Annotated in this window: 3 protein-coding genes and 1 pseudogene; 1 reads left to right on the forward strand and 3 read right to left on the reverse strand. The window is 74.8% G+C overall.

From position 1 onward, the window contains the following. Positions 1-148 precede the first annotated feature (148 nt). The 3 genes and pseudogenes from ACTFAP_RS01250 to ACTFAP_RS01260 form a co-directional block, all read right to left on the reverse strand. Complete coding sequence (locus ACTFAP_RS01250) at positions 149-574, reverse strand: hypothetical protein (RefSeq protein WP_500467998.1); 426 nt, start codon at positions 572-574, stop codon at positions 149-151. Between the two features lie 133 nt (positions 575-707). Further along, on the reverse strand, positions 708-1,907 hold the full coding sequence (locus ACTFAP_RS01255) for an FAD-dependent oxidoreductase (RefSeq protein ID WP_400011220.1): 1,200 nt from the start codon (positions 1,905-1,907) through the stop codon (positions 708-710). A 53-nt stretch (positions 1,908-1,960) separates the two neighbouring features. After that, positions 1,961-18,697: pseudogene (locus ACTFAP_RS01260) on the reverse strand (SDR family NAD(P)-dependent oxidoreductase); the annotation flags it as partial. A gap of 343 nt (positions 18,698-19,040) precedes the next feature. Between ACTFAP_RS01260 and ACTFAP_RS01265 the strand changes: the two are divergent. Beyond that, entirely contained in the window at positions 19,041-19,874 is an 834-nt protein-coding gene (locus ACTFAP_RS01265) for an SAM-dependent methyltransferase (RefSeq protein WP_400011224.1), read from the forward strand. Positions 19,875-19,897 lie beyond the last annotated feature (23 nt).

Genomic DNA, 19,897 nt, shown 5'->3' on the forward strand with positions numbered 1-19,897 from the left:
TAATTCGACACGTCGCTGCCTCCCTGAACCTGCTGACGGACCGGTGATATCCGCTACGAGAATCCGGCTGGCCCGTTCCGGAAAACGCGGCCCCTAGCACCCCCTGTCCGGACAGGGGTATCCCCTGTCCGGACGGTCCCGCGGTGTCTCAGACGACTTCGGTCTTGCTGTCGAAGGGCTGCTCCCCCTTGGGCCGGGAGGTCAGCGGGTAGTCGGAGGTGATGACCTGGACGGTGCCCGGAGTGAAGGTCCAGGTGCCCGTGCTCTCGGGGACGAACTCGGCGTGCCCGCCGGTCAGCAGCACGTTCTGGCCGCCGAACACGTAGTTGTGGTTGACGAGTCCGACCGCCAGCACCTCGCCCTCGCCGGCCCCGCCGAGCACGACGGTGACCTCGCCGCGGATGTCGCCCGCGGGCCGGTCCTTGATCGTGGGGTGCAGCGTGCGCAGCAGCACCTCGACATTGAGCTTCTCACCGGCGCGGATTTCGTCCGGAGTACGGATCTCGATCTCGATCTCGGCTTCTTCCGGCTCCGGCTGCCGCGTCGAAGTGGTGAGGTACGTGAATACGCCCATCTGTCCGCCCGTCCTTGTCCGACGATTTACGAGATTGGATGCGCTGGGATGCTAACGCGGTTATTCGCGGGGGCGTAACCCCTATTCGAATCCCCTAGTACGCCCGGGCGCGGTGGAATTCGGGAGTTTCGATTCAGGAACCGGCCCGCACCGGGCCGCTGCGGCCGCCGCCGAGATAGTTGCTGCCGCTGACGATGCTGGCGCGCAGCATCGAGGTGCTCGGCAGGCCGTCCCGGGTGAACCGCAGTGCCAGCAGTGCGGGGTTGACGAAGCGCATCATGCGGGCGCGTGAGGCCACCTTGCGGGTGACGGGCACCCGGGCCCGCTCGTAGGCGCGCAGCGCTTCGACGGGGTCGCCGGCCCGGGCGAGGGTGCGGGTGAGGACCCACACGTCCTCCAGCGCCTGGTTGACTCCCATCCCGATGCGCGCCGGTACGGCGTGTGCCGCGTCGCCGATCAGGGTCACCGGGCCGCTGCCCCAGCGCGACTGGATGCGGTGCACGGTGTGCGGGGCCACCGCGATCTCCTCCTCCTCGATGGCCGCGAGGGTCTCCCGTACGGGCCCGGCCCAGTCGCCGAACCGCGCGCGCAGGGTGGCCAGCCGGGTGCCGGGGGCGCCCGCGTCGGGGTGGCCGCGGCCGTCGGCCACCCCCAGGTGCTGCGGCCCGCCGCGCCAGCGCATCTCGAACGCCCAGTGCGTCAGCCCGTCGCCGACCCGGTGCACCACGAACAGGCCGGCGCCCGGCCCGTAGTAGGTGAGCGCCGCGTGTTCGTCGCCCAGATCGATGGGGGCGCGGGTGGCGCCGTGCCACGAGGAGAGCCCGGTGGGGGTGGGGCTGTCGCCGAACAGCTGGGCGCGCACGGCGGAGCGGTATCCGTCGGCGCCGAGCAGCAGGTCGCCGCGTACGGTCGTTCCGTCGGTGAACTCGGCGAGCACGCCGCCGGTGCGCGGATGGTCGACGCGGGTCAGCCGCTTGTCGAAGTGGACGGTTCCGGAGGGGAGTTGTCCGGCGACGCGGTGCATGAGCGCGCCGCGCATCAGGGCGGTGCCGCAGGAGCCGAACTCGGCCGCCAGCGCCGCGGTGTCGCAGCGCATCAGGCGGCGCCCGCGGTGCGACCAGATGTCCATCCGGTCGATGCGCTGCCCCAGGCCGTCGGTGTCCACGCCCAGGTCCCGCAGGATGGCGGTGCCGTTGTGCCACACCATGACGCCGTTGCCGCCGGCCCGCAGCCGGGGGGCGCTTTCGAAGACCTCCACCTCGTGGCCGGCGGAGGTGAGTGCGAACGCGGTCACCATTCCGCTCACCCCGGCCCCGATGACGATGATTCTCACTGCTCTCCTCTCGTCGCCCGAGCGTTCAGGCGTGCGTCGAGCCAGTCGCGGACGGTGTCCGCCGAGGCGTCGCAGTCCTCGCCCAGCATCGTGAAGTGCGATCCGGGTACGTCCCGCGTCTCGGCGGCGGGTTCCCACTCGGCACGCCAGTCGGGGTGCTGCCGTGGGAGATCGGGGGTGTAGGGGGTGAGCGCGCGCAGCAGCAGGACGGGCGCGGCGACCGGGCTGGGATCCCAGTGCCGGAATGCCTGGAGGTAGCGGCCCATCGCGGTCAGCCGGGTGTCGTTGCGCAGTTCCAGGGCGTTCTCGCGGGCGGCGACGACATCGGTGAGGGTGGTCTCCAGCCAGGGCTTGCGCCGGATGACGGCGGGCGCGTAACTGTCGGCCAGCACCACCGCGAGGGCGGTCGTCCCCAGTTGCTCGACGCGTTCGGCGACGGCGTGCGCGAGCATGCCCGACGCGGACCAGCCGACCAGCGCGAACGGCCGTCCGGCCGCCGTGCGCAGCACCGCCCGCGCGTGCGCCTCGACGAGCGCGGCGAGATCGCGCGGCAGTGGTTCGTCCGCCCGGTAGCCGGGGTGGGGCAGGGCGAGGACCTCGTGCCGGCCGGCGAACCGCGCGGCCAGCGGGACGAACTCGTGCGGCCCGGCGACCGCGCTGAAGGACGGGAAGCAGATCAGGACGGCGTCCTCGCCCTCGGCGAGGCGCACCGGCTCGGGCACCGGCGGATCGTCGGCGGTGAAGGTGTCCCGCAGCCCGGCGGCGGCCTCCAGCAGGACGGTCGCCTCCTGGAACCGTCCTGCCGCGCACGCCTCCCAGTACAGCGCGCCGATCGCGCCGCCGGCGGATGGCGGGTCCGGGGACTCCGTGCCGGCCAGGTGGGCGGCCAGGTGGGCGGCGAGGGCGGCGGTGGTGGAGTGGTCGAACACGGCGGTGGGGGCCAGCTCCACGCCGGTCGCGGCGGACAGCCGGCGCCGCAGTTCGGTGGCGCCCAGCGAGGTGAGGCCCTGGGCGAGGAAGTCCCGGTGATCGGGTGGGGTGTCCAGGTCGAGCACGGCGCCGAGCGCGGTCTCCACCAGCCGGGTCAGTTCGGCCGTCCGCCCGGCCGGGGGCAGGGCGCGCAGCCGGGCGCCGTCGTCGGTGACGGCGGTCGCCCGGTGCGGGCGCGGAAGCGGGGCCCGCTCGCGGGGTGCGGCCGGTGCCCGGTCACCGGCCCCTGGGTCGGCCGGGGGCGGTGCCGGGGCCAGGACGATCTCCGCGGCGGCCACCGGGTTGCCGGCCGGGTCCGCCAGGAGCAGCCGCAGTCGCCCGTCCACCGGGGTGGCGTACGCCCGTACGGCGGTCGCCCCGGTCGCGAAGACCGTCAGGGAGCGCCATGCGGTGGGCTGGAGCGGGGTGTCGGCGCCGAGGGCGTGCCAGGTGGCCTCCAGCAGCGCCGGGTGGACGGTGAAGCCGGCGACGGAGGTCTCCTCGGGCAGGGCGAGTTCGGCCCATGCCTCGCCGTCCTGCTGCCAGACCGCGCGCAGCACGTCGAAAACGCCTTCGGCGGTCAGCCCCGCGTCCCGGGCCCGTTCGCGCAGCGCGGCGGCGTCGACCGGCTCTCCGGCCGGCGGCCACGGCCCGGCGGCGGGCGGCGCGTCGGCGCCCCGGGACAGCGTGCCGGTGGCGTACCGGACCCACCGGTCGCCGGTCCTGGCGTCGACGGTGACCGTACGCCGGTCCGCCGTCCGCGGGCCGACCCGCACCTGGAGCCGGACGCCCGCGTCGGGCAGCGGCAGCGGGGCGCTGATCTCGAAGGATGCGAGCCGGTCGCAGCCGGCCTCCTCCCCGGCGCGCAGCGCGAGTTCGGCGAGCACCGCGGTGGCCACGACGGGGGTGCCGTGCAGCCGGTGGCCGGCCAGCCAGCGCTGCGTACCGCCGCCGAGGACGCCGGTGAGCACCGTGCCGTCACCGTCGGCGAGTTCGACGGCCGCGCCGAGCAGCGGGTGGCCCGCCGGGTCGAGGCCGAGGGCGGCCGGGGCGCCCGCGCCCGTGACCCGCTGGGCGTCCAGCCAGTACCGCCGGCGCCGGAACGCGTAGGTGGGCAGCGGTACGGTGCCCGCGCCGCGGAAGACGGCCCGCCAGTCGACGGCGACGCCCCGGGTGTACAGGGTGCCCAGCGCGGCGGCGGCCGTGTCGGGCTCGGGGCGGTCGGCGCGCAGGAACGGGACGAACTCGGCGCCGCCGGAGGAGCTGTCCCGGCTCATGGCGGTGAGCACCGCGTCGGGGCCCAGTTCCAGGAAGGTGGTGGCGCCGGCCGCCTCCAGCGACCGCAGCCCGTCGAGGAAGCGGACGGCGCTGCGCGCGTGCCGCACCCAGTGTTCCGGGGAGGCGACCTCGGCGTCGGTCAGCGGTGCCCCGGTGACCATCGAGGTGAGCGGGATCCGCGGGGTCCGCGGGTCGAGGGTGCGCACGATCGCGCGGAACTCGTCGAGCATGCCGTCCACGTGCGGGGAGTGGAAGGCGCGGCTGACGGCGAGCCGCTTGGTGCGGCGCCCCTTGGCCTGCCAGCAGGCGGCGAGTTGGGTGACCGTGTCCTCGTCACCGGCGATGACCACGGCGCTCGGACCGTTGACGGCGGCGAGCGAGACGCGGCCGGCGAGCGGCACCAGATCGGGCACCATCTCGTGTTCGCCGGCCTCCACCGCGACCATGGCGCCCGGTGGCAGGGACTGCATCAGCCGGCCGCGCGCGGTGACCAGCAGCGCCGCGTCGGGCAGGGACAGCGCGCCGGCGACGTGGGCCGCGGCGATCTCGCCGACCGAGTGGCCCGCGACGTGGTCGGGCAGCACGCCCCACGCCTCCAGCAGCCGGAAGAGCGCGACCTCGACCGCGAACAGCGCGGGCTGCGCGTAGGTGGTCTCCTCCAGCAGGTCCCCGCGGTCGCCCAGCACGACCTCGGCCAGGGGGTGTTCCAGGTGCGCGTCGAGTGCGGCCGCGACGGTGTCGAAGGCGTCCGCGTAGGCGGGGTGCGCGGCGTGCAGGGCGGCGCCCATGCCGGCCCGGTGGGAGCCCTGGCCGGTGAACAGGTATGCCAGGCCGCCCTGGTGCGGAACGGCGGTTCCCTCGTGCCGTCCGTCCGCGATCGCGGCCAGCCCGTCGAGCAGCCGGTCGTGGTCGGCCGCGACCAGGAAGGCGCGGTGCCCGAAGGCCGAGCGGGTGGTGGCCAGGGAGTGGGCCACATCGGTGAGCACGAGGGCCGGCCGGTCGGTGAGGCGGCGGTGCAGCCGCCCGGCCTGCTCGCGCAGCGCCTCGGGGGACTTCGCCGACAGCAGGAACGGGGCGGGCCCGGTGCTTCCGGCGCCTTCGCGGTCCCCGGTGCCTTCACGGTCCTGGGCGCCGGCGGGTTCGGTGCCGGGTGCGGACGCGGGGTCGGGCGTGTGCGGTTCCTCCAGGATGACGTGGGCGTTGGTGCCGGAGATACCGAACGAGGAGACACCGGCGCGCCGGGGCCGCTCCCCCGGCTCCCAGGTCCTGGCCTCGGTGAGCAGTTCGACCGCGCCGGCCGTCCAGTCGACCTCGGCACTCGGCTCGTCCACGTGCAGGGTCCTGGGAAGCAGCCCGTGCCGCATCGCCAGGATCACCTTCATGACCCCGGCCACCCCGGCGGCGGCCTGGGTGTGCCCGATGTTCGACTTCACCGAGCCGAGCAGCAGCGGGCGTTCGCGGTCCCTGCCGTACGTGGCGAGGATCGCCTGGGCCTCGATCGGGTCGCCCAGCGAGGTGCCGGTGCCGTGCGCCTCCACCGTGTCGATGTCGGCGGCCGTCAGACCGGCCGCGCCCAGGGCGTCGCGGATGACGCGCTGCTGGGAGGGACCGTTCGGCGCGGTCAGGCCGTTGGAGGCCCCGTCCTGGTTCACCGCGCTGCCGCGCAGCACCGCCAGCACCTGGTGGCCGTTGCGGCGCGCGTCGGACAGCCGCTCCAGGACGAGGACACCGACGCCCTCGGAGGCGCCCATGCCGTCCGCCGAGGACGAGAACGCCTTGCAGCGCCCGTCCGGGGACAGTCCGCGCTGACGGCTGAACTCCACGAAGAAACCCGGGGTGCTCATGACGGTGACCCCGCTGGCGAGCGCCAGGGAGCACTCGCCGCCGCGCAGCGCCTGCGCCGCGAGGTGCAGGGCCACCAGGGACGACGAGCACGCGGTGTCGACGGTCAGGGCCGGCCCCTCGAAGCCGAAGGCGTAGGAGATCCGGCCGGACATCACGCTCCCGGCGTTGCCGGTCATGAGATGGCCTTCCAGGCCGTCCGGGGCGCCCGCCAGCGCGGCGGTGTAGTCCTGGCCGACGTACCCGGCGAACACGCCGGTGCGGCTGCCCCGGAGCGCGGCCGGGTCGATGCCCGCGCTCTCCATCGCCTCCCAGGACGCTTCGAGCATGAGCCGCTGCTGCGGGTCCATCGCCACCGCCTCGCGCGGGGAGATCCCGAAGAAGGCGGGGTCGAACTCGGCGGCGTCCCGCAGGAAGTTGCCGTGCCGGGTGTAGGAGGTGCCGGTGTGCGCGGGGTCGGGGTGGAAGATCCCGTCCAGGTCCCAGCCACGGTCGGCGGGGAACTCCGAGACGGTGTCCGCCTCCTCGATCAGCAGCCGCCACAGGTCCTCGGGGCTGCGGACTCCGCCGGGCAGGCGGCAGCTCATGCCGACCACGACGACCGGGTCGTCGTCGGCGGGGGCCTCGCGGCGGAGCACGGGAGCGGCGGTGCGGTGCCCGGCGCCGAAGAGGGTCTCGGACAGATGGTCCGCCAGCGCGGCGGGGGTCGGGTGGTCGAAGACGAGGGTGGACGGCAGGCGCAGACCGGTGGCGGTCGCGACGCGGTTGCGCAGTTCCACGGCGGTGAGCGAGTCGAAGCCGATCTCGCGGAAGGCCCGGGCGTCGTCGACCGCGCCCGGGTCGCCGTGGCCGAGCACCGCCGCCGCGTCCGCCCGCACCAGGTCCAGGAGCGCCTTGTGCCGGGCCGGGGCGGGCAGGGCGGCGAGCCGGTCGGCGAGGGAGGACGGGCCGCCGGCGTGGGCGGCGGCGCGGCGCGTACGGGGCTGGACGAGTGAGCGGAACAGGTGCGGGACCCCGTGGTCCGTACCGCGTTCCCGCAGCCGGGCGAGGTCGAGCCGGATGGGCACCAGCCGCGCGTCGGCGCCGCGCAGCGCGGCGTCGAACAGGGCCAGCCCCTCGCGGTCGCCGAGTGCGCCGCCGCCACCGCCCGCCATCCGGGCGACGTCGGTCCCGGAGAGGGCGCTGGTGAGTCCGCTGCGGGACTGCCACAGGCCCCAGGCGAGGGAGACGCCGGCCAGCCCCGCGCGGACGCGGCGTTCCGCGAGGGCGTCGAGGAAGGCGTTGGCCGCCGCGTAGTTGGCCTGTCCGGCGCCGCCGAGGACACCGGCGGCGGAGGAGAACAGGACGAACATCTCCACGTCGCCCGCCAGTTCGTGCAGGTGGGTCGCCGCGTCCGCCTTGGCCCCCAGCACCCGCTGGATCTGTTCGTCCGTCAGGGACTCCACCAGGCCGTCGTCCAGCACACCGGCCGCGTGGACGACGCCGGTCAGCGGGTGTTCCCCCGGGATGTCCGCCAGCACGGCCGCCAGTGCGGTCCGGTCGGCCGCGTCACAGGCCACCACGGTGGCGTGCGCGCCGAGTTCGCGCAGCTCCTGGCTCAACGCCGCGGCGCCCGGGGCGTCCGGCCCGCCGCGGCTGAGCAACAGCAGGTGGCGTACGCCGTGCTCGGTGACCAGGTGCCGGGCAACCAGGGCGCCGAGCACCCCGGTGCCGCCGGTGATGAGCACCGTGCCGCCGGGGCGCGGCGCCCTGGGGAGGCTGAGGGCGACCTTGCCGATGTACCGGGCCTGGCTCATGTGCCGCAGCGCGCCGGGGGCGCGGCGGGCGTCCCAGGCCGTCACCGGCAGCCGGTGCAGCACTCCGCGCCCGAACAGTTCCAGGATCTCCCGGAGGATCTCCTGGATACGGTCCGGTCCGGCCTCGGCCAGGTCGAACGCCCGGTACGCGACGCCCCGGGGGGACTTCCGGATGTCGGTCTTGCCCATCTCGACGAACCGGCCGCCCTCGCGCAGCAGCCGCAGTGAGGCGTCCACGAACTCACCCGCGAGCGAGTTGAGCACCACGTCGACGCCCCGCCCGCCGGACACCTCGGCGAACCGCTCCTCGAAGGCGAGGTCCCGGGAGGAGGCCACGTGATCGGCGGCGACGCCGAGCGAGCGCACCACCTCCGCCTTGTGCGGTGCGGCGGTGCCGTACACCTCGGCGCCCCAGGCGCGGGCCAGCTGCACGGCCGCCATGCCGACCCCGCCGGCGGCGGCGTGCACCAGTACCGACTCGCCGGCCGACAGGCCCGCCAGGTCGCGCAGCGCGTACATCGCGGTGCAGAAGACGGCCGGGGTGGTGGCGGCCTCGGCGAAGGACCAGCCCTCGGGGACCGGGACCACCAGCCGCCGGTCCACCGCCACGGTGGTGCCGAGGCCGCCGGTGAACAGGCCCATCACCCGGTCGCCCGGGGCGAGATCGGTGACCTGGCCGCCGACGGCGGTGACCACGCCGGCGCCTTCGCCGCCGAGCTGGGCCTCGCCCGGGTACATGCCCAGGGAGAGCAGCACGTCGCGGAAGTTCAGACCGATGGACCGCACGGCGATCCGGATCTCGTCGGGTCCCGGCTCGGGCGCCTCGACGGCGACGGCGCGCAGGCCGTCGAGGGAGCCGCTGCCGTCCGCCACCACACGCCAGTGCCCCTCGGGGACGGCGAGGCCCTCCGGTGCCGCCCGGGTCAGCCGGGGCACCGACACCTCGCCCCGCAGGGCGCGGATCTCGGGCTCGCCGGTGGCGACCAGGATGTCCAGGGGGACGGTGCCGTCGCTGTCCACCAGCACGAACCGGTCGGGGTGCTCGGCGGCCGCGGCGCGGACGAAGCCCCACACGGCCGCCCGTACCGGATCGGCGGTGCCGATCGCGCCCGGGGTGAGGACGACGAGGCGGGTGTGGGCGAGCGGGTCGGAGGCCAGGACGTCGCGGAGGACGGCGTGCAGCGCGGCGAGCCGGGTGCGGACCGCCTCGGGGGCGGCTTCGCCGGCCGGTTCCGGGCAGGGCCACACCAGGAGATCGGGGGCGCGCTCCCCGGCGGCGGAGACGCTGTCGACGCGTTCGCCGGGCAGCCCGCCCGGATCGCCGAGCACCGCCCACCGCGCGGCGGGGGCCCCGGTCCCGGGGAGGGACAGCGGGGACCAGTCCACCCGGAACAGGGAGTCGGGCGCGGGATGCGCGGTGGTCTGTTGGAGGGGCCGCAGGACGAGGGTGTCGACGTCCAGGACGGGGGCACCGCTGGCGTCCGCCGCGTGCAGCGACACCGCGTCCGGTCCGGCGGGGGCGAGCCGTACCCGCAGCGCCGTCGCGCCCTCGGCGCGCAGTGCCACACCACGCCAGGCGAACGGCAGCCTCGCGAGCTGATCGCCTACCAGGCCGCCCACGCCCAGGGCGTGCAGCGCGGCGTCCAGCAGCGCCGGATGGAGCGTGAACCCGGTGGATTCGGCGGTGTCGAGCGCGACCTCCGCGAACACTTCGTCGCCGCGCCGCCAGGCCGCCCGCAGGCCGCGGAAGGCGGGGCCGTAGCCGAACCCGGCGTCGGCGAGCGTGTCGTAGAGGCCGTCCAGGGGCAGTTCCGCCGCCTCGGCGGGCGGCCACTGGGCGAGGTCGTGGTCCGGGTCGCCGGCCGGGGACGGGTCGGCGGGGGCCAGGGTGCCCGAGGCGTGCAGGGTCCAGGAGAGGTCCCGCTCGTGCTGGGCGTGGACGCGCAGGGCCCGCCGTCCTGCGGGGCCCGGCGCGTCGACGGTGAGCTGGAGCCGTACGGCCCCGGTCTCGGGGATGACCAGCGGTGCGTGCAGGGTGAGTTCGTCGATGCGTCCGCAGCCGGCCTCGTCGCCGGCCCGGACCGCGAGTTCGACGAACGCGGTGCCCGGCAGCAGTACGGTGCCGCCCACCGCGTGGTCGGCCAGCCACGGGTGCGAGCGCAGCGACAGCCGGCCGGACAGCACCACGCCGTCACCGCCGGCGAGCGGCACGGCGGCGCCCAGCAGCGGGTGCGCGGTGGGGGTGAGGCCGACGGACTCGACGTCGGTGGCCGTCCCGGTGCTCTCCAGCCAGTAACGCTGCCGCTGGAAGGGGTAGGTGGGCAGGTCGACGATGCGTCCGCCGGGGATGACGGTGTCCCAGTCGACGGCCACGCCGCGCGCCCAGGCGTCTCCGGCGGAGGTGAGGAAGCGGCGCCAGTCGCCCTCGTCGCGGCGCAGCGTCCCGACCGCCACGGCCTTCCCGTCGGCGGTCTCCTCGACCGCCGTGGTCAGCACCGGGTGCGGGCTGACCTCGATGAACGCGCCGAATCCCTCGCCGGTCAGGGTGCGTACGGCGTCGGCCAGGCCGACCGGCTCGCGCAGGTTGTGGAACCAGTAGTCGGCGGTCAGCTCCGCGGTGTCGGTCCATCCGCCGTCCGCGGTGGAGTAGAACGGCACCGGGGAGCTGCTGGGCTCGATGTCGCGCAGGGCGGCGAGCAGTTCGTCGCGGACCACGTCGACCTGCGGTGAGTGGGAGGCGTAGTCCACCGGGATGCGGCGGGCCCGGACGCCGGCCCGGTCACAGTCGGCCAGGAAGGCTTCCAGGGCGCTGGTCTCGCCGGAGACGACGACGGAGGAGGGCCCGTTGACCGCGGCGACCGACAGCCGGCCCGCGCGGCGGTCGATCAGCTCGCGCACCTCGTCCAGGGGGCGGAAGACCGAGGCCATGCCGCCGGTTCCGGAGAGCGCGACCAGCAGCCGGGAGCGTTCCACCACCACCCGTACCGCGTCGGGCAGCGAGAGTCCACCGGCCACGCACGCCGCCGCGATCTCGCCCTGGGAGTGGCCGATCACGGCGGAGGGTGTCACCCCGACCGACCGCCAGACCTCGGCCAGCGACACCATCACCGCGAACAGCACCGGCTGCACCACATCGACGCGGACGAGCATCTCGGGGCTGCGCAGCGCCTGCGGCAGGGACCATCCGGCGGCCTCCTCCAGCAGGCGTTCGCATGCGGCCATCCGCTCGGCGAACACCGGCGAGGACTCCAGCAGGTCCAGCGCCATGCCCACCCACTGCGACCCCTGGCCGGGGAAGACGAACGCCACCTTCGTCACACTGCGCGCGGCCTCGGCGGGTGCCTCGGCCCGGGCCAGGGCGTCCAGCAGTTCGCCCGGCGCGGAGCCGACGACGACCAGGCGGTGGCCCAGCGCCGAACGGGTTTCGTGCAGCGAGCGGGCGACGTCGGCGGGCGCCAGTTCCCCGGCGTGTGCGGCGAGTTGCCGGGCCTGGTCGAGGAGCGCGGCGCCCGAGCGGGCGGACAGCGTCCACGGCACCACGGGGTCCGCGTCGCCGGTCGCGGGTTCCTCGGAGGGTTCCGGGGCAAGCGGCTCTGGCGCCTGTTCCAGGATGATGTGGGCGTTGGTGCCGGAGATGCCGAACCCGGAGACGCCGGCCCGCCGGGGGCGGCCCCCGACGTCCCAGGGCTGTGCCTCGGTGAGCAGTTCGACGGCGCCCGCCGTCCAGTCGACCTCGGTGGTCGGTTCGTCGGCGTGCAGCGTCTTCGGCAGGGTGCCGTGCTGGAGGGCGAGCACCATCTTCATGACGCCGGCCACGCCGGCGGCGGCCTGGGTGTGGCCCAGATTGGACTTCACCGACCCCAGCCACAGGGGGTGTTCCGGGTCGCGGTCGCTGCCGTAGGTGGCGAGGATGGCCTGGGCCTCGATGGGGTCGCCGAGCCGGGTGCCGGTGCCGTGCGCCTCCACCGCGTCCACCTCGGAGGCGGCCACCCCGGCGGAGGCGAGGGCGTCCCGGATGACGCGCTGCTGGGAGGGGCCGTTCGGTGCGGACAGGCCGTTGGAGGCGCCGTCCTGGTTCACCGCGCTGCCGCGCACCACCGCGAGTACCCGGTGGCCGTTGCGGCGGGCGTCCGACAACCGCTCCAGCACCAGCACGCCGACGCCCTCGGCGGCGCCCATGCCGTCCGCCGAGGCCGAGAATGCCTTGCAGCGGCCGTCCTTGGCCAGGCCGCGCTGGCGGCTGAACTCCACGAAGAACCCGGGGGTGGACATGACGGTGACACCGCCCGCCAGGGCGAGGGTGCACTCGCCGCCGCGCAGCGCCTGGGCCGCCAGGTGGAGCGCCACGAGCGAGGAGGAACACGCCGTGTCCACCGTCAGCGCGGGGCCTTCGAGGCCGAGGGAGTAGGCGACCCGCCCGGAGACCACGCTGGCGGCGTTGCCAGTGACCAGATGCCCCTCGGCGGACGCGGGGGCTCCGGAGAACTGGGCGTAGTCGTGTCCCGACAGGCCCGCGAACACGCCGGTACGGCTGCCGCGCAGCGCGAGGGGGTCGATGCCGGCGCGTTCGACCGCTTCCCAGGAGGTCTCCAGCAGCAGCCGCTGCTGCGGGTCGATGGCCACGGCCTCACGCGGGGAGATGCCGAAGAAGTCCGCGTCGAAGTCGGCCGCCCCGGCCATGAATCCGCCCTCGCGCACATAGGACGTGCCGGGGTGTTCGGGATCCGGGTCGTAGAGCGCGTCGATGTCCCAGCCGCGGTCGGCGGGGAAGCCGGACACGGCGTCGCCGCCGGAGGCGAGCAGGTTCCACAGGTCCTCCGGTGAGGCGACCTCGCCCGGGAACCGGCAGGCCATGCCGACGATGACCACGGGGTCCTCGTCGCTCGCGGGGGCGGTCCGCGCGGGCGGCGGTGCGTCGGCCGGTGCCTCGCCGAGCAGTTCGGCCAGCAGATGGCCGGCCAGCGCGGCCGGGTCGGGGTGGTCGAAGACCAGGGTGGAGGGCAGCCGCAGTCCGGTGGCGGTGGTGAGCCGGTTGCGCAGTTCCACGGCGGTCAGCGAGTCGAAGCCGAGTTCCTTGAACGGCCGCCGGTCATCGACGTCTCCGGTGCCGGTGTGCCCGAGTACCGAGGCGGCCTGGGCCCTTACCAGATCGAGCAGCACGGGCAGCCGGTCCTCGGCGCCGAGGCGGGCGAGCCGGCCGGTCAGCGAGGTCGGGTCGGCGACCTCGCCTGCGGCGGTACGCCGGCCACGGGCCTTGATCAGCCGGCGCAGCAGGTGGGGCGGCTCGCCGGGCAGGGCGGTGAGGTCGAGCCGTGCGGGGACGAGGGCCGGCCGGGTGGCGGAGAGCGCGGTGTCGAACAGGGCCAGGCCCTCGTCGGTGCCCAGGGCGATGGCGCCGCCGCGTGCCATGCGGGCCACGTCGCCGTCGCCGAGGTGGGCGGTGAGGCCGGTGCGCTGCTCCCACAGGCCCCAGGCGAGGGAGGTGGCGGCGAGCCCGGCGCGGGCACGGCGTTCCGCGAGGGCGTCGAGGAAGGCGTTGGCGGCGGCGTAGTTGGCCTGTCCGGCGCCGCCGAAGACACCGGCGGCGGAGGAGAACAGGATGAACGCGGCGACGTCGCCGGTGAGTTCGTGCAGGTTGACGGCGGCGTCCGCCTTGGTCCGCAGGACGCGCTGCACCTGCTGCGGGGTCAGGGTGTGGGCGAGACCGTCGTCGATGACGCCGGCCGCGTGGACGACGCCGGTGAGCGGATGCGCGTCCGGGATCTCCGCCAGCACGGCCGCAAGGGCCGTACGGTCGGCCGCGTCGCACGCCACCACCGTGGCCTCGGCGCCCCGTTCGCGCAGGGTGTCGCACAACGCGGCCGCGCCCGGGGCGTCCGGGCCGCTGCGGCTGAGCAACAGCAGGTGGCGTACCCCGTGCCCGGTCACCAGCCGCTCGGCGACCAGGGCGCCGAGCACCCCAGTGCCGCCGGTGATCAGCACCGTGCCGTCCGGGTCGAGCGGCTGCGGGATGGTGACCACGACCTTGCCGATGTGCCGGGCCTGGCTCATGTGCCGCAGCGCGTCCGGCGCCCGCCGCACGTCCCACGCCGTCACCGGCAGGGGGTGCAGCACCCCGCGCTCGAAGAGGTCGAGGATCTCCGCCAGCATCTCCTGGATGCGGTCGGGACCGGCCTCGGCGAGGTCGAACGCACGGTAGGAGACGCCTTCCGGTCCGGCCTGCCGGATGTCGTTCTTGCCCATCTCGACGAACCGGCCGCCCGCGCGCAGCAGCCGCAGCGAGGCGTCCACGAACTCCCCGGTCAGGGCGTTGAGCACCACGTCGACGCCCCGGCCGCCGGACACCTCGGCGAACCGCTCCTCGAAGGCGAGGTCCCGGGAGGAGGCGATGTGATCGGCCGGCACCCCGAGTTCCGTCACGGCGGCCCATTTCGCCGGGCTCGCCGTGCCGTACACCTCGGCACCCCAGGCGCGGGCCAGCTGCACCGCCGCCATGCCCACCCCGCCGGCCGCCGCGTGCACCAGCACCGACTCCCCCGCCGACAGACCCGCCAGATCACGCAGGCCGTACAGGGCGGTGGTGAACACCACGGGGACCGCCGCGGCGTCCGCGAAGGACCAGCCCTCGGGGACGGGCACGACCAGCCGCCGGTCGACGGTGACCGATGTGCCCAGGCCCTCGGTGAACAGGCCCATCACCCGGTCGCCCGGGGCGAGATCCGTCACCCCGTCCCCGACCGCGGCGACCACGCCGGCGCCCTCACCGCCGAGCCGGGCCTCGCCCGGGTACATGCCCAGGGACTGGAGCACGTCACGGAAGTTCAGCCCGACGGCGCGGACCCGGACCCGGATCTCGCCCGGGCCGGGTGCGGCGTCCGGTCGCGGCACGGCGCGTACCCCGTCCAGCGATCCGGAGCCGTCGGGGGCCAAGTGCCAGGGGCCCTCGGGCAGGGCCAGTTCGCCGGTGCCGGCCCGCGCCAGCCGGGGCACCTCGATCTCCCCGGCGCGGACCAGCAGTTCGGGCTCGCCGGTGGCGACGGCGCGGGCCACCGGCACCGATCCGTCGGTGTCGAGCAGGACGAAGCGGCCCGGGTGTTCGGCGTGGGCGGCGCGCACCAGTCCCCACACGGCGGCCTGGGCGAGGTCGCCGTGCGGGCCGTGCACGGCGTTCCGGGTGAGGACCACCAGGCGGGCGTCCGTCCGGCTGTCGTCGGCGAGGAACGCGCGGATCGCGGTGAGGGCGGCGTCGATCGCGTCCCGTACCCCGGCGGAGTGCGGGCACGCGAAGACCACATGGTCGGGGGCTGGGGTGTCGGGGGCGGTCAGCGGCGTCCACCGGAGGCCGAGCAGGGCGTCCGGGGTCGTCTTCCGGGCGGTGTCCGCCCGCAGTTGCCGCAGGGCCAGGGAGCCGGCCTCGATCACCGGGTGGCCCTCGCCGTCCACGGCGGTCAGGGACACGGTCTCCGGGCCCACCGCCGCCAGCCGTACCCGCAGCGCGGTGGCGTTCGTGGCGTGCACCTGTACCCCGGACCAGGAGAACGGCAGCCGGGCCTGTGCGGCGGCGGGCAGCAGATCGCTGAGGCCGAGCCCGTGCAGGGCGGCGTCCAGCAGCGCGGGGTGGACGGCGAATCCGTCCGTGGCCTGTCCTTCGGGCAGTTCGGCCTCCACGTAGAGGGCGTCCTCGTGCCGCCAGGCCGCGCGCAGCCCCCGGAAGGCGGGGCCGTAGCCGTAGCCGGCGGCGTCCAGGCGCTCGTACATCCCGTTCACCTCCAGCGGCTCGGCGCCGGGCGGCGGCCACCGGACGGGGTCGGGCGGTGTGCCGGTCCCGGCGGCGAGAGTGCCGGAGGCGTGCAGCGTCCAGGCGCCGGCGTCCTCCCGGGAGTGGATCCGCACAGTGCGCAGTCCGGCCGGGTCCGGCGCGTCGACGGTGAGCTGGAGCTGGACGGCCCCGGCCTCGGGGATGATCAGGGGTGCGTGCAGGGTGAGTTCGTCCACCCGGGCGCAGCCGGTCTCGTCCCCGGCGCGGACGGCGAGGTCGAGGAACGCGGTGCCCGGCAGCAGCACGGCGCCGCCCACCGCGTGGTCGGCCAGCCACGGGTGCGAGCGCAACGACAGCCGGCCCGAGAGAATCACGCCGTCACCACCGGCCGGGGTCAGTGCGGCCCCGAGCAGCGGGTGCCGGACGGCGTCCAGACCGGCGGTGGTGACATCGGCGGTGCCGGTGTCGGGGGCGGCCCAGAAGAACTGCCGCTGGAAGGGATAGGTGGGCAGGTCGACGATCCGTCCGCCGGGGATGGCGGCGTCCCAGTCGACGGCCACCCCACGGGACCACGCCTCGCCGGCGGAGGTGAGGAAGCGGCGCCAGTCGCCCTCGTTCCGGCGCAGCGTCCCGACGACGACGGCCCGGCCGTCCACGGTCTCCTCCACGGCCGTGGTCAGTACCGGATGCGGGCTGACCTCGATGAACGCGCCGAACCCCTCATCGGTCAACGCCCGTACGGCGTCGGCCAGACCGACCGGCTCGCGCAGATTCCGGAACCAGTAGTCGGGGCCCAGTTCGGAGGTGTCCGTCCAGCGCCCCTCCATGGTGGAGTAGAACGGCACCGGCGCACCGGCCGGTTCGATGTCCCGAAGCGCCGCCAGCAGATCATCCCGGACCACGTCGACCTGCGGTGAGTGGGAGGCGTAGTCCACGGGGATGCGGCGCGCCCGGATGCCGGCCTGTTCGCAGTCGGCCAGGAACTCCTCCAGCGCCCCCGCCTCGCCGGAGACGACGACGGACGAGGGCCCGTTGACCGCCGCGACCGACAACCGGCCCGTCCAGCGCGGGATCAGCTCGCGCACCTCATCGGCGGAACGGGAGACGGAGGCCATCCCCCCCGTGCCGGAGAGCGCGACCAGCAGCCGGGAACGTTCCACCACCACGCGTACGGCGTCGGGCAGCGCCAGCCCGCCGGCCACGCACGCGGCGGCGATCTCGCCCTGGGAGTGGCCGATCACGGCCGAGGGCACCACACCCACCGAGCGCCAGACCTCCGCCAGTGACACCATCACCGCGAACAGCACCGGCTGCACCACATCGACGCGCTCCAGCGCGGCCTCGTCCCGCAGCACCTCGAACAACGACCAGCCCGCGGACTGGCTCAACAGCCGGTCGCACTCCGCCATCCGTTCCGCGAACACCGGCGAGGACTCCAGCAGGTCCAGCGCCATGCCCACCCACTGCGACCCCTGCCCGGGGAAGACGAACGCCACCTTCGCCACGGCCCGCGCCGGGTCCGCCGGCGGCTCGACCGCCGTGAGCAGGCGGGCGAGTTCGTCCGTACCCGATCCGGCGACCACCGCGCGGTACGGCAGCGGAGCACGGGTGGACGCCAGCGACCGGGCCACGTCCACGGGCCGCTGGTCCCGCGACCGGGCGGCCAGTTGCCCGGCCTGCGCCACCAGGGCCTCGGCCGAACGCGCCGACAGGATCCACGGCACCAGCGGGGCGCCGTCGTCGACCGGGGGCTCGTCAACGGGCTCCGCCTCTTCGAGAATCACATGCGCGTTGGTGCCGGACATCCCGAACGAGGAGACGCCCGCGCGCCGCGGCCGTTCCCCCGCCTGCCACGGCTGGGCCTCGGTGAGCAACTCCACCGCTCCCGCCGACCAGTCCACATGGGTGGTCGGTCGCTCCACGTGCAGGGTGCGCGGCAACAGGCCGTGGCGCAGCGCCAGCACCATCTTCATGACCCCGGCCACCCCGGCGGCGGCCTGGGTGTGACCGAGGTTGGATTTCACCGATCCCAGCCACAACGGCCGTTCGGCGTCCCGGCCCTGGCCGTAGGTGGCGAGGATGGCCTGCGCCTCGATGGGATCGCCCAGGCTGGTGCCGGTGCCGTGCGCCTCCACGGCGTCCACCTCGGAGGCAGCCACCCCGGCCGACCTGAGGGCGTCCCGGATCACCCGCTGCTGCGAGGGGCCGTTGGGGGCGGTGAGTCCGCTGCTGGTGCCGTCCTGGTTCACCGCGCTGCCGCGTACGACCGCCAGCACCCGGTGACCGTTGCGCCGCGCGTCGGAGAGCCGCTCCAGCAGCAGCACGCCGACGCCCTCGCCCCAGCCGGTGCCGTCCGCCGAGTCGGCGAAGGCCTTGCACCGGCCGTCGAGCGACAGCCCGCGCTGCCGGCTGAACTCCAGGAAGGCGCCCGGGGTGGTCATCACGGTCACCCCGGCGGCCAGCGCCAGGGAGCACTCGCCGGTGTGCAGCGCCCGCGCCGCCAGGTGCAGCGCCACCAGCGAGGAGGAGCACGCCGTGTCCACGGTCAGCGCCGGGCCCTCCAGGCCCAGGACGTAGGAGATGCGGCCCGAGGCGACACTGGCCGCGTTGCCGGTGCCGACGTATCCCTCCAGTCCGTCCGCGGAGGCGGTGGCCACGGTCGTGTAGTCCTGGGTGTTGCTGCCGACGAAGACGCCGGTGTCGCTGCCGCGCAGGGTCGCGGGCGGGATGCCCGCGTGCTCCAGGACCTCCCAGGAGGTCTCCAGGAGCAGGCGCTGCTGGGGGTCCATCGCGACGGCCTCGCGGGGGGAGATGCCGAAGAAGTCCGCGTCGAAGCCGCCCGCGTCCCGCAGGAAGCCGCCTTCCTTCACGTAGGTGCGCCCGTGCCGGTCGGGGTCCGGGTCGAAGAGGGTGTCCAGGTCCCAGCCGCGGTCGGTGGGAAAGCCGGACACCGCGTCCCGGCCCGAGGCCAGCAGTTCCCACAGCTCCCCGGGGGAGGCCACACCGCCGGGAAACCGGCAGGCCATGCCGACGATCGCGACCGGTTCACGGACGCCCGCCTCAAGGTCGCGCACCCGTTCCCGGGTTCGCTGGAGGTCGGTCGTGACGCGCTTGAGGTATTCGACAACCTTTTCTTCACGGCTCATGTGTGTGCCACCCCAAAGGAACTCGCCGAGCACCTGCGGATGCGCCTCGATGCGCGCCTCTCCGCGAATAACAGCAATTGCCTGACGGGGCTCAACGCGGCACCCCAAAGCGACGTTATGGCCCACTGCCGACCGCCACAACCCCTAACCTGGCCCCGAATCCGGCACCGCCTTGACGATCCGGAACCGGAATCCCCTAGCATCCCCTAGCCGACCACTACCGCCCCCGACCGGCCGGAAAAATCAAGCCCGGCAAGTGCTGTCGCCCGCCTGCGGTTGTGTGATCCAGTGGCAGGCGCCAGGCTATCGCGCGCCTCGGCCCTTTATGGAAAGGACACCGACCGTGACCACAGTGCGAGCACCTATCCCGGAACAGGTCGGACTTCTCTACGACAAGCTCACCGACACCAACGTCCTGCACTTCGGCTACTGGGAGAACGCGGACGACGAGACGCCGCTGGACGAGGCGGCGGGCCGGCTGACCGATCTGGTGGCGGGCAAGCTCGGGCTGGCCCCCGGGCACGCGGTGCTCGACGTCGGCTGCGGCATCGGCACACCGGGCGTACGGGTGGCCCGCACCACCGGCACGCGGGTGACCGGGGTGACCATCAGCCGTACCCAGGTCGACCGCGCCAACGAACTGGCGGCGGCCGAGGGGCTGTCCGACCGGGCGACGTTCCAGCACGCCGACGCGATGGATCTGCCGTTCCCGGCGGAGTCCTTCGACGCCGCGTTCGCGCTGGAGTCGATCATCCACATGGACCGGGTCAAGGCGCTGCGCTCGATCCGCGACGTGCTGCGCCCGGGCGCGGCCCTGGCCCTCACCGACGTGTTCCAGCGCGCCGAACCGGCCCCGGGCAAGCCGTCGCTGATGACCCAGATGGTCGACATCTGGATGATGAGCGACCCGGTGAGGTTCGACGACTACCCGGCGCTGCTCGCCGAGGCCGGCCTGGAACTCGTCGAGCTGACCGATGTGACGGAGACGGTGCTGCGCCGCACGCTGCTGCTGGTGGCGGAGCAGATGCGGGCCCAGGATCTGAGCCACATCCCCGACGAGATCGTGGCGAGCTTCCCCGAGGAGGAGCGCCGGCGGCTGCTGTCGTTCCCCGACGAGCTGGCCGCGTCGGAGGAGTTGGGCTGTCTGGTGCTCGTCGCGCGGCGGCCGGCGGAGTAGCCCGGTGCGGCGCGGACGGAAGA

Source organism: Streptomyces sp. PH9007, assembly GCF_059813725.1.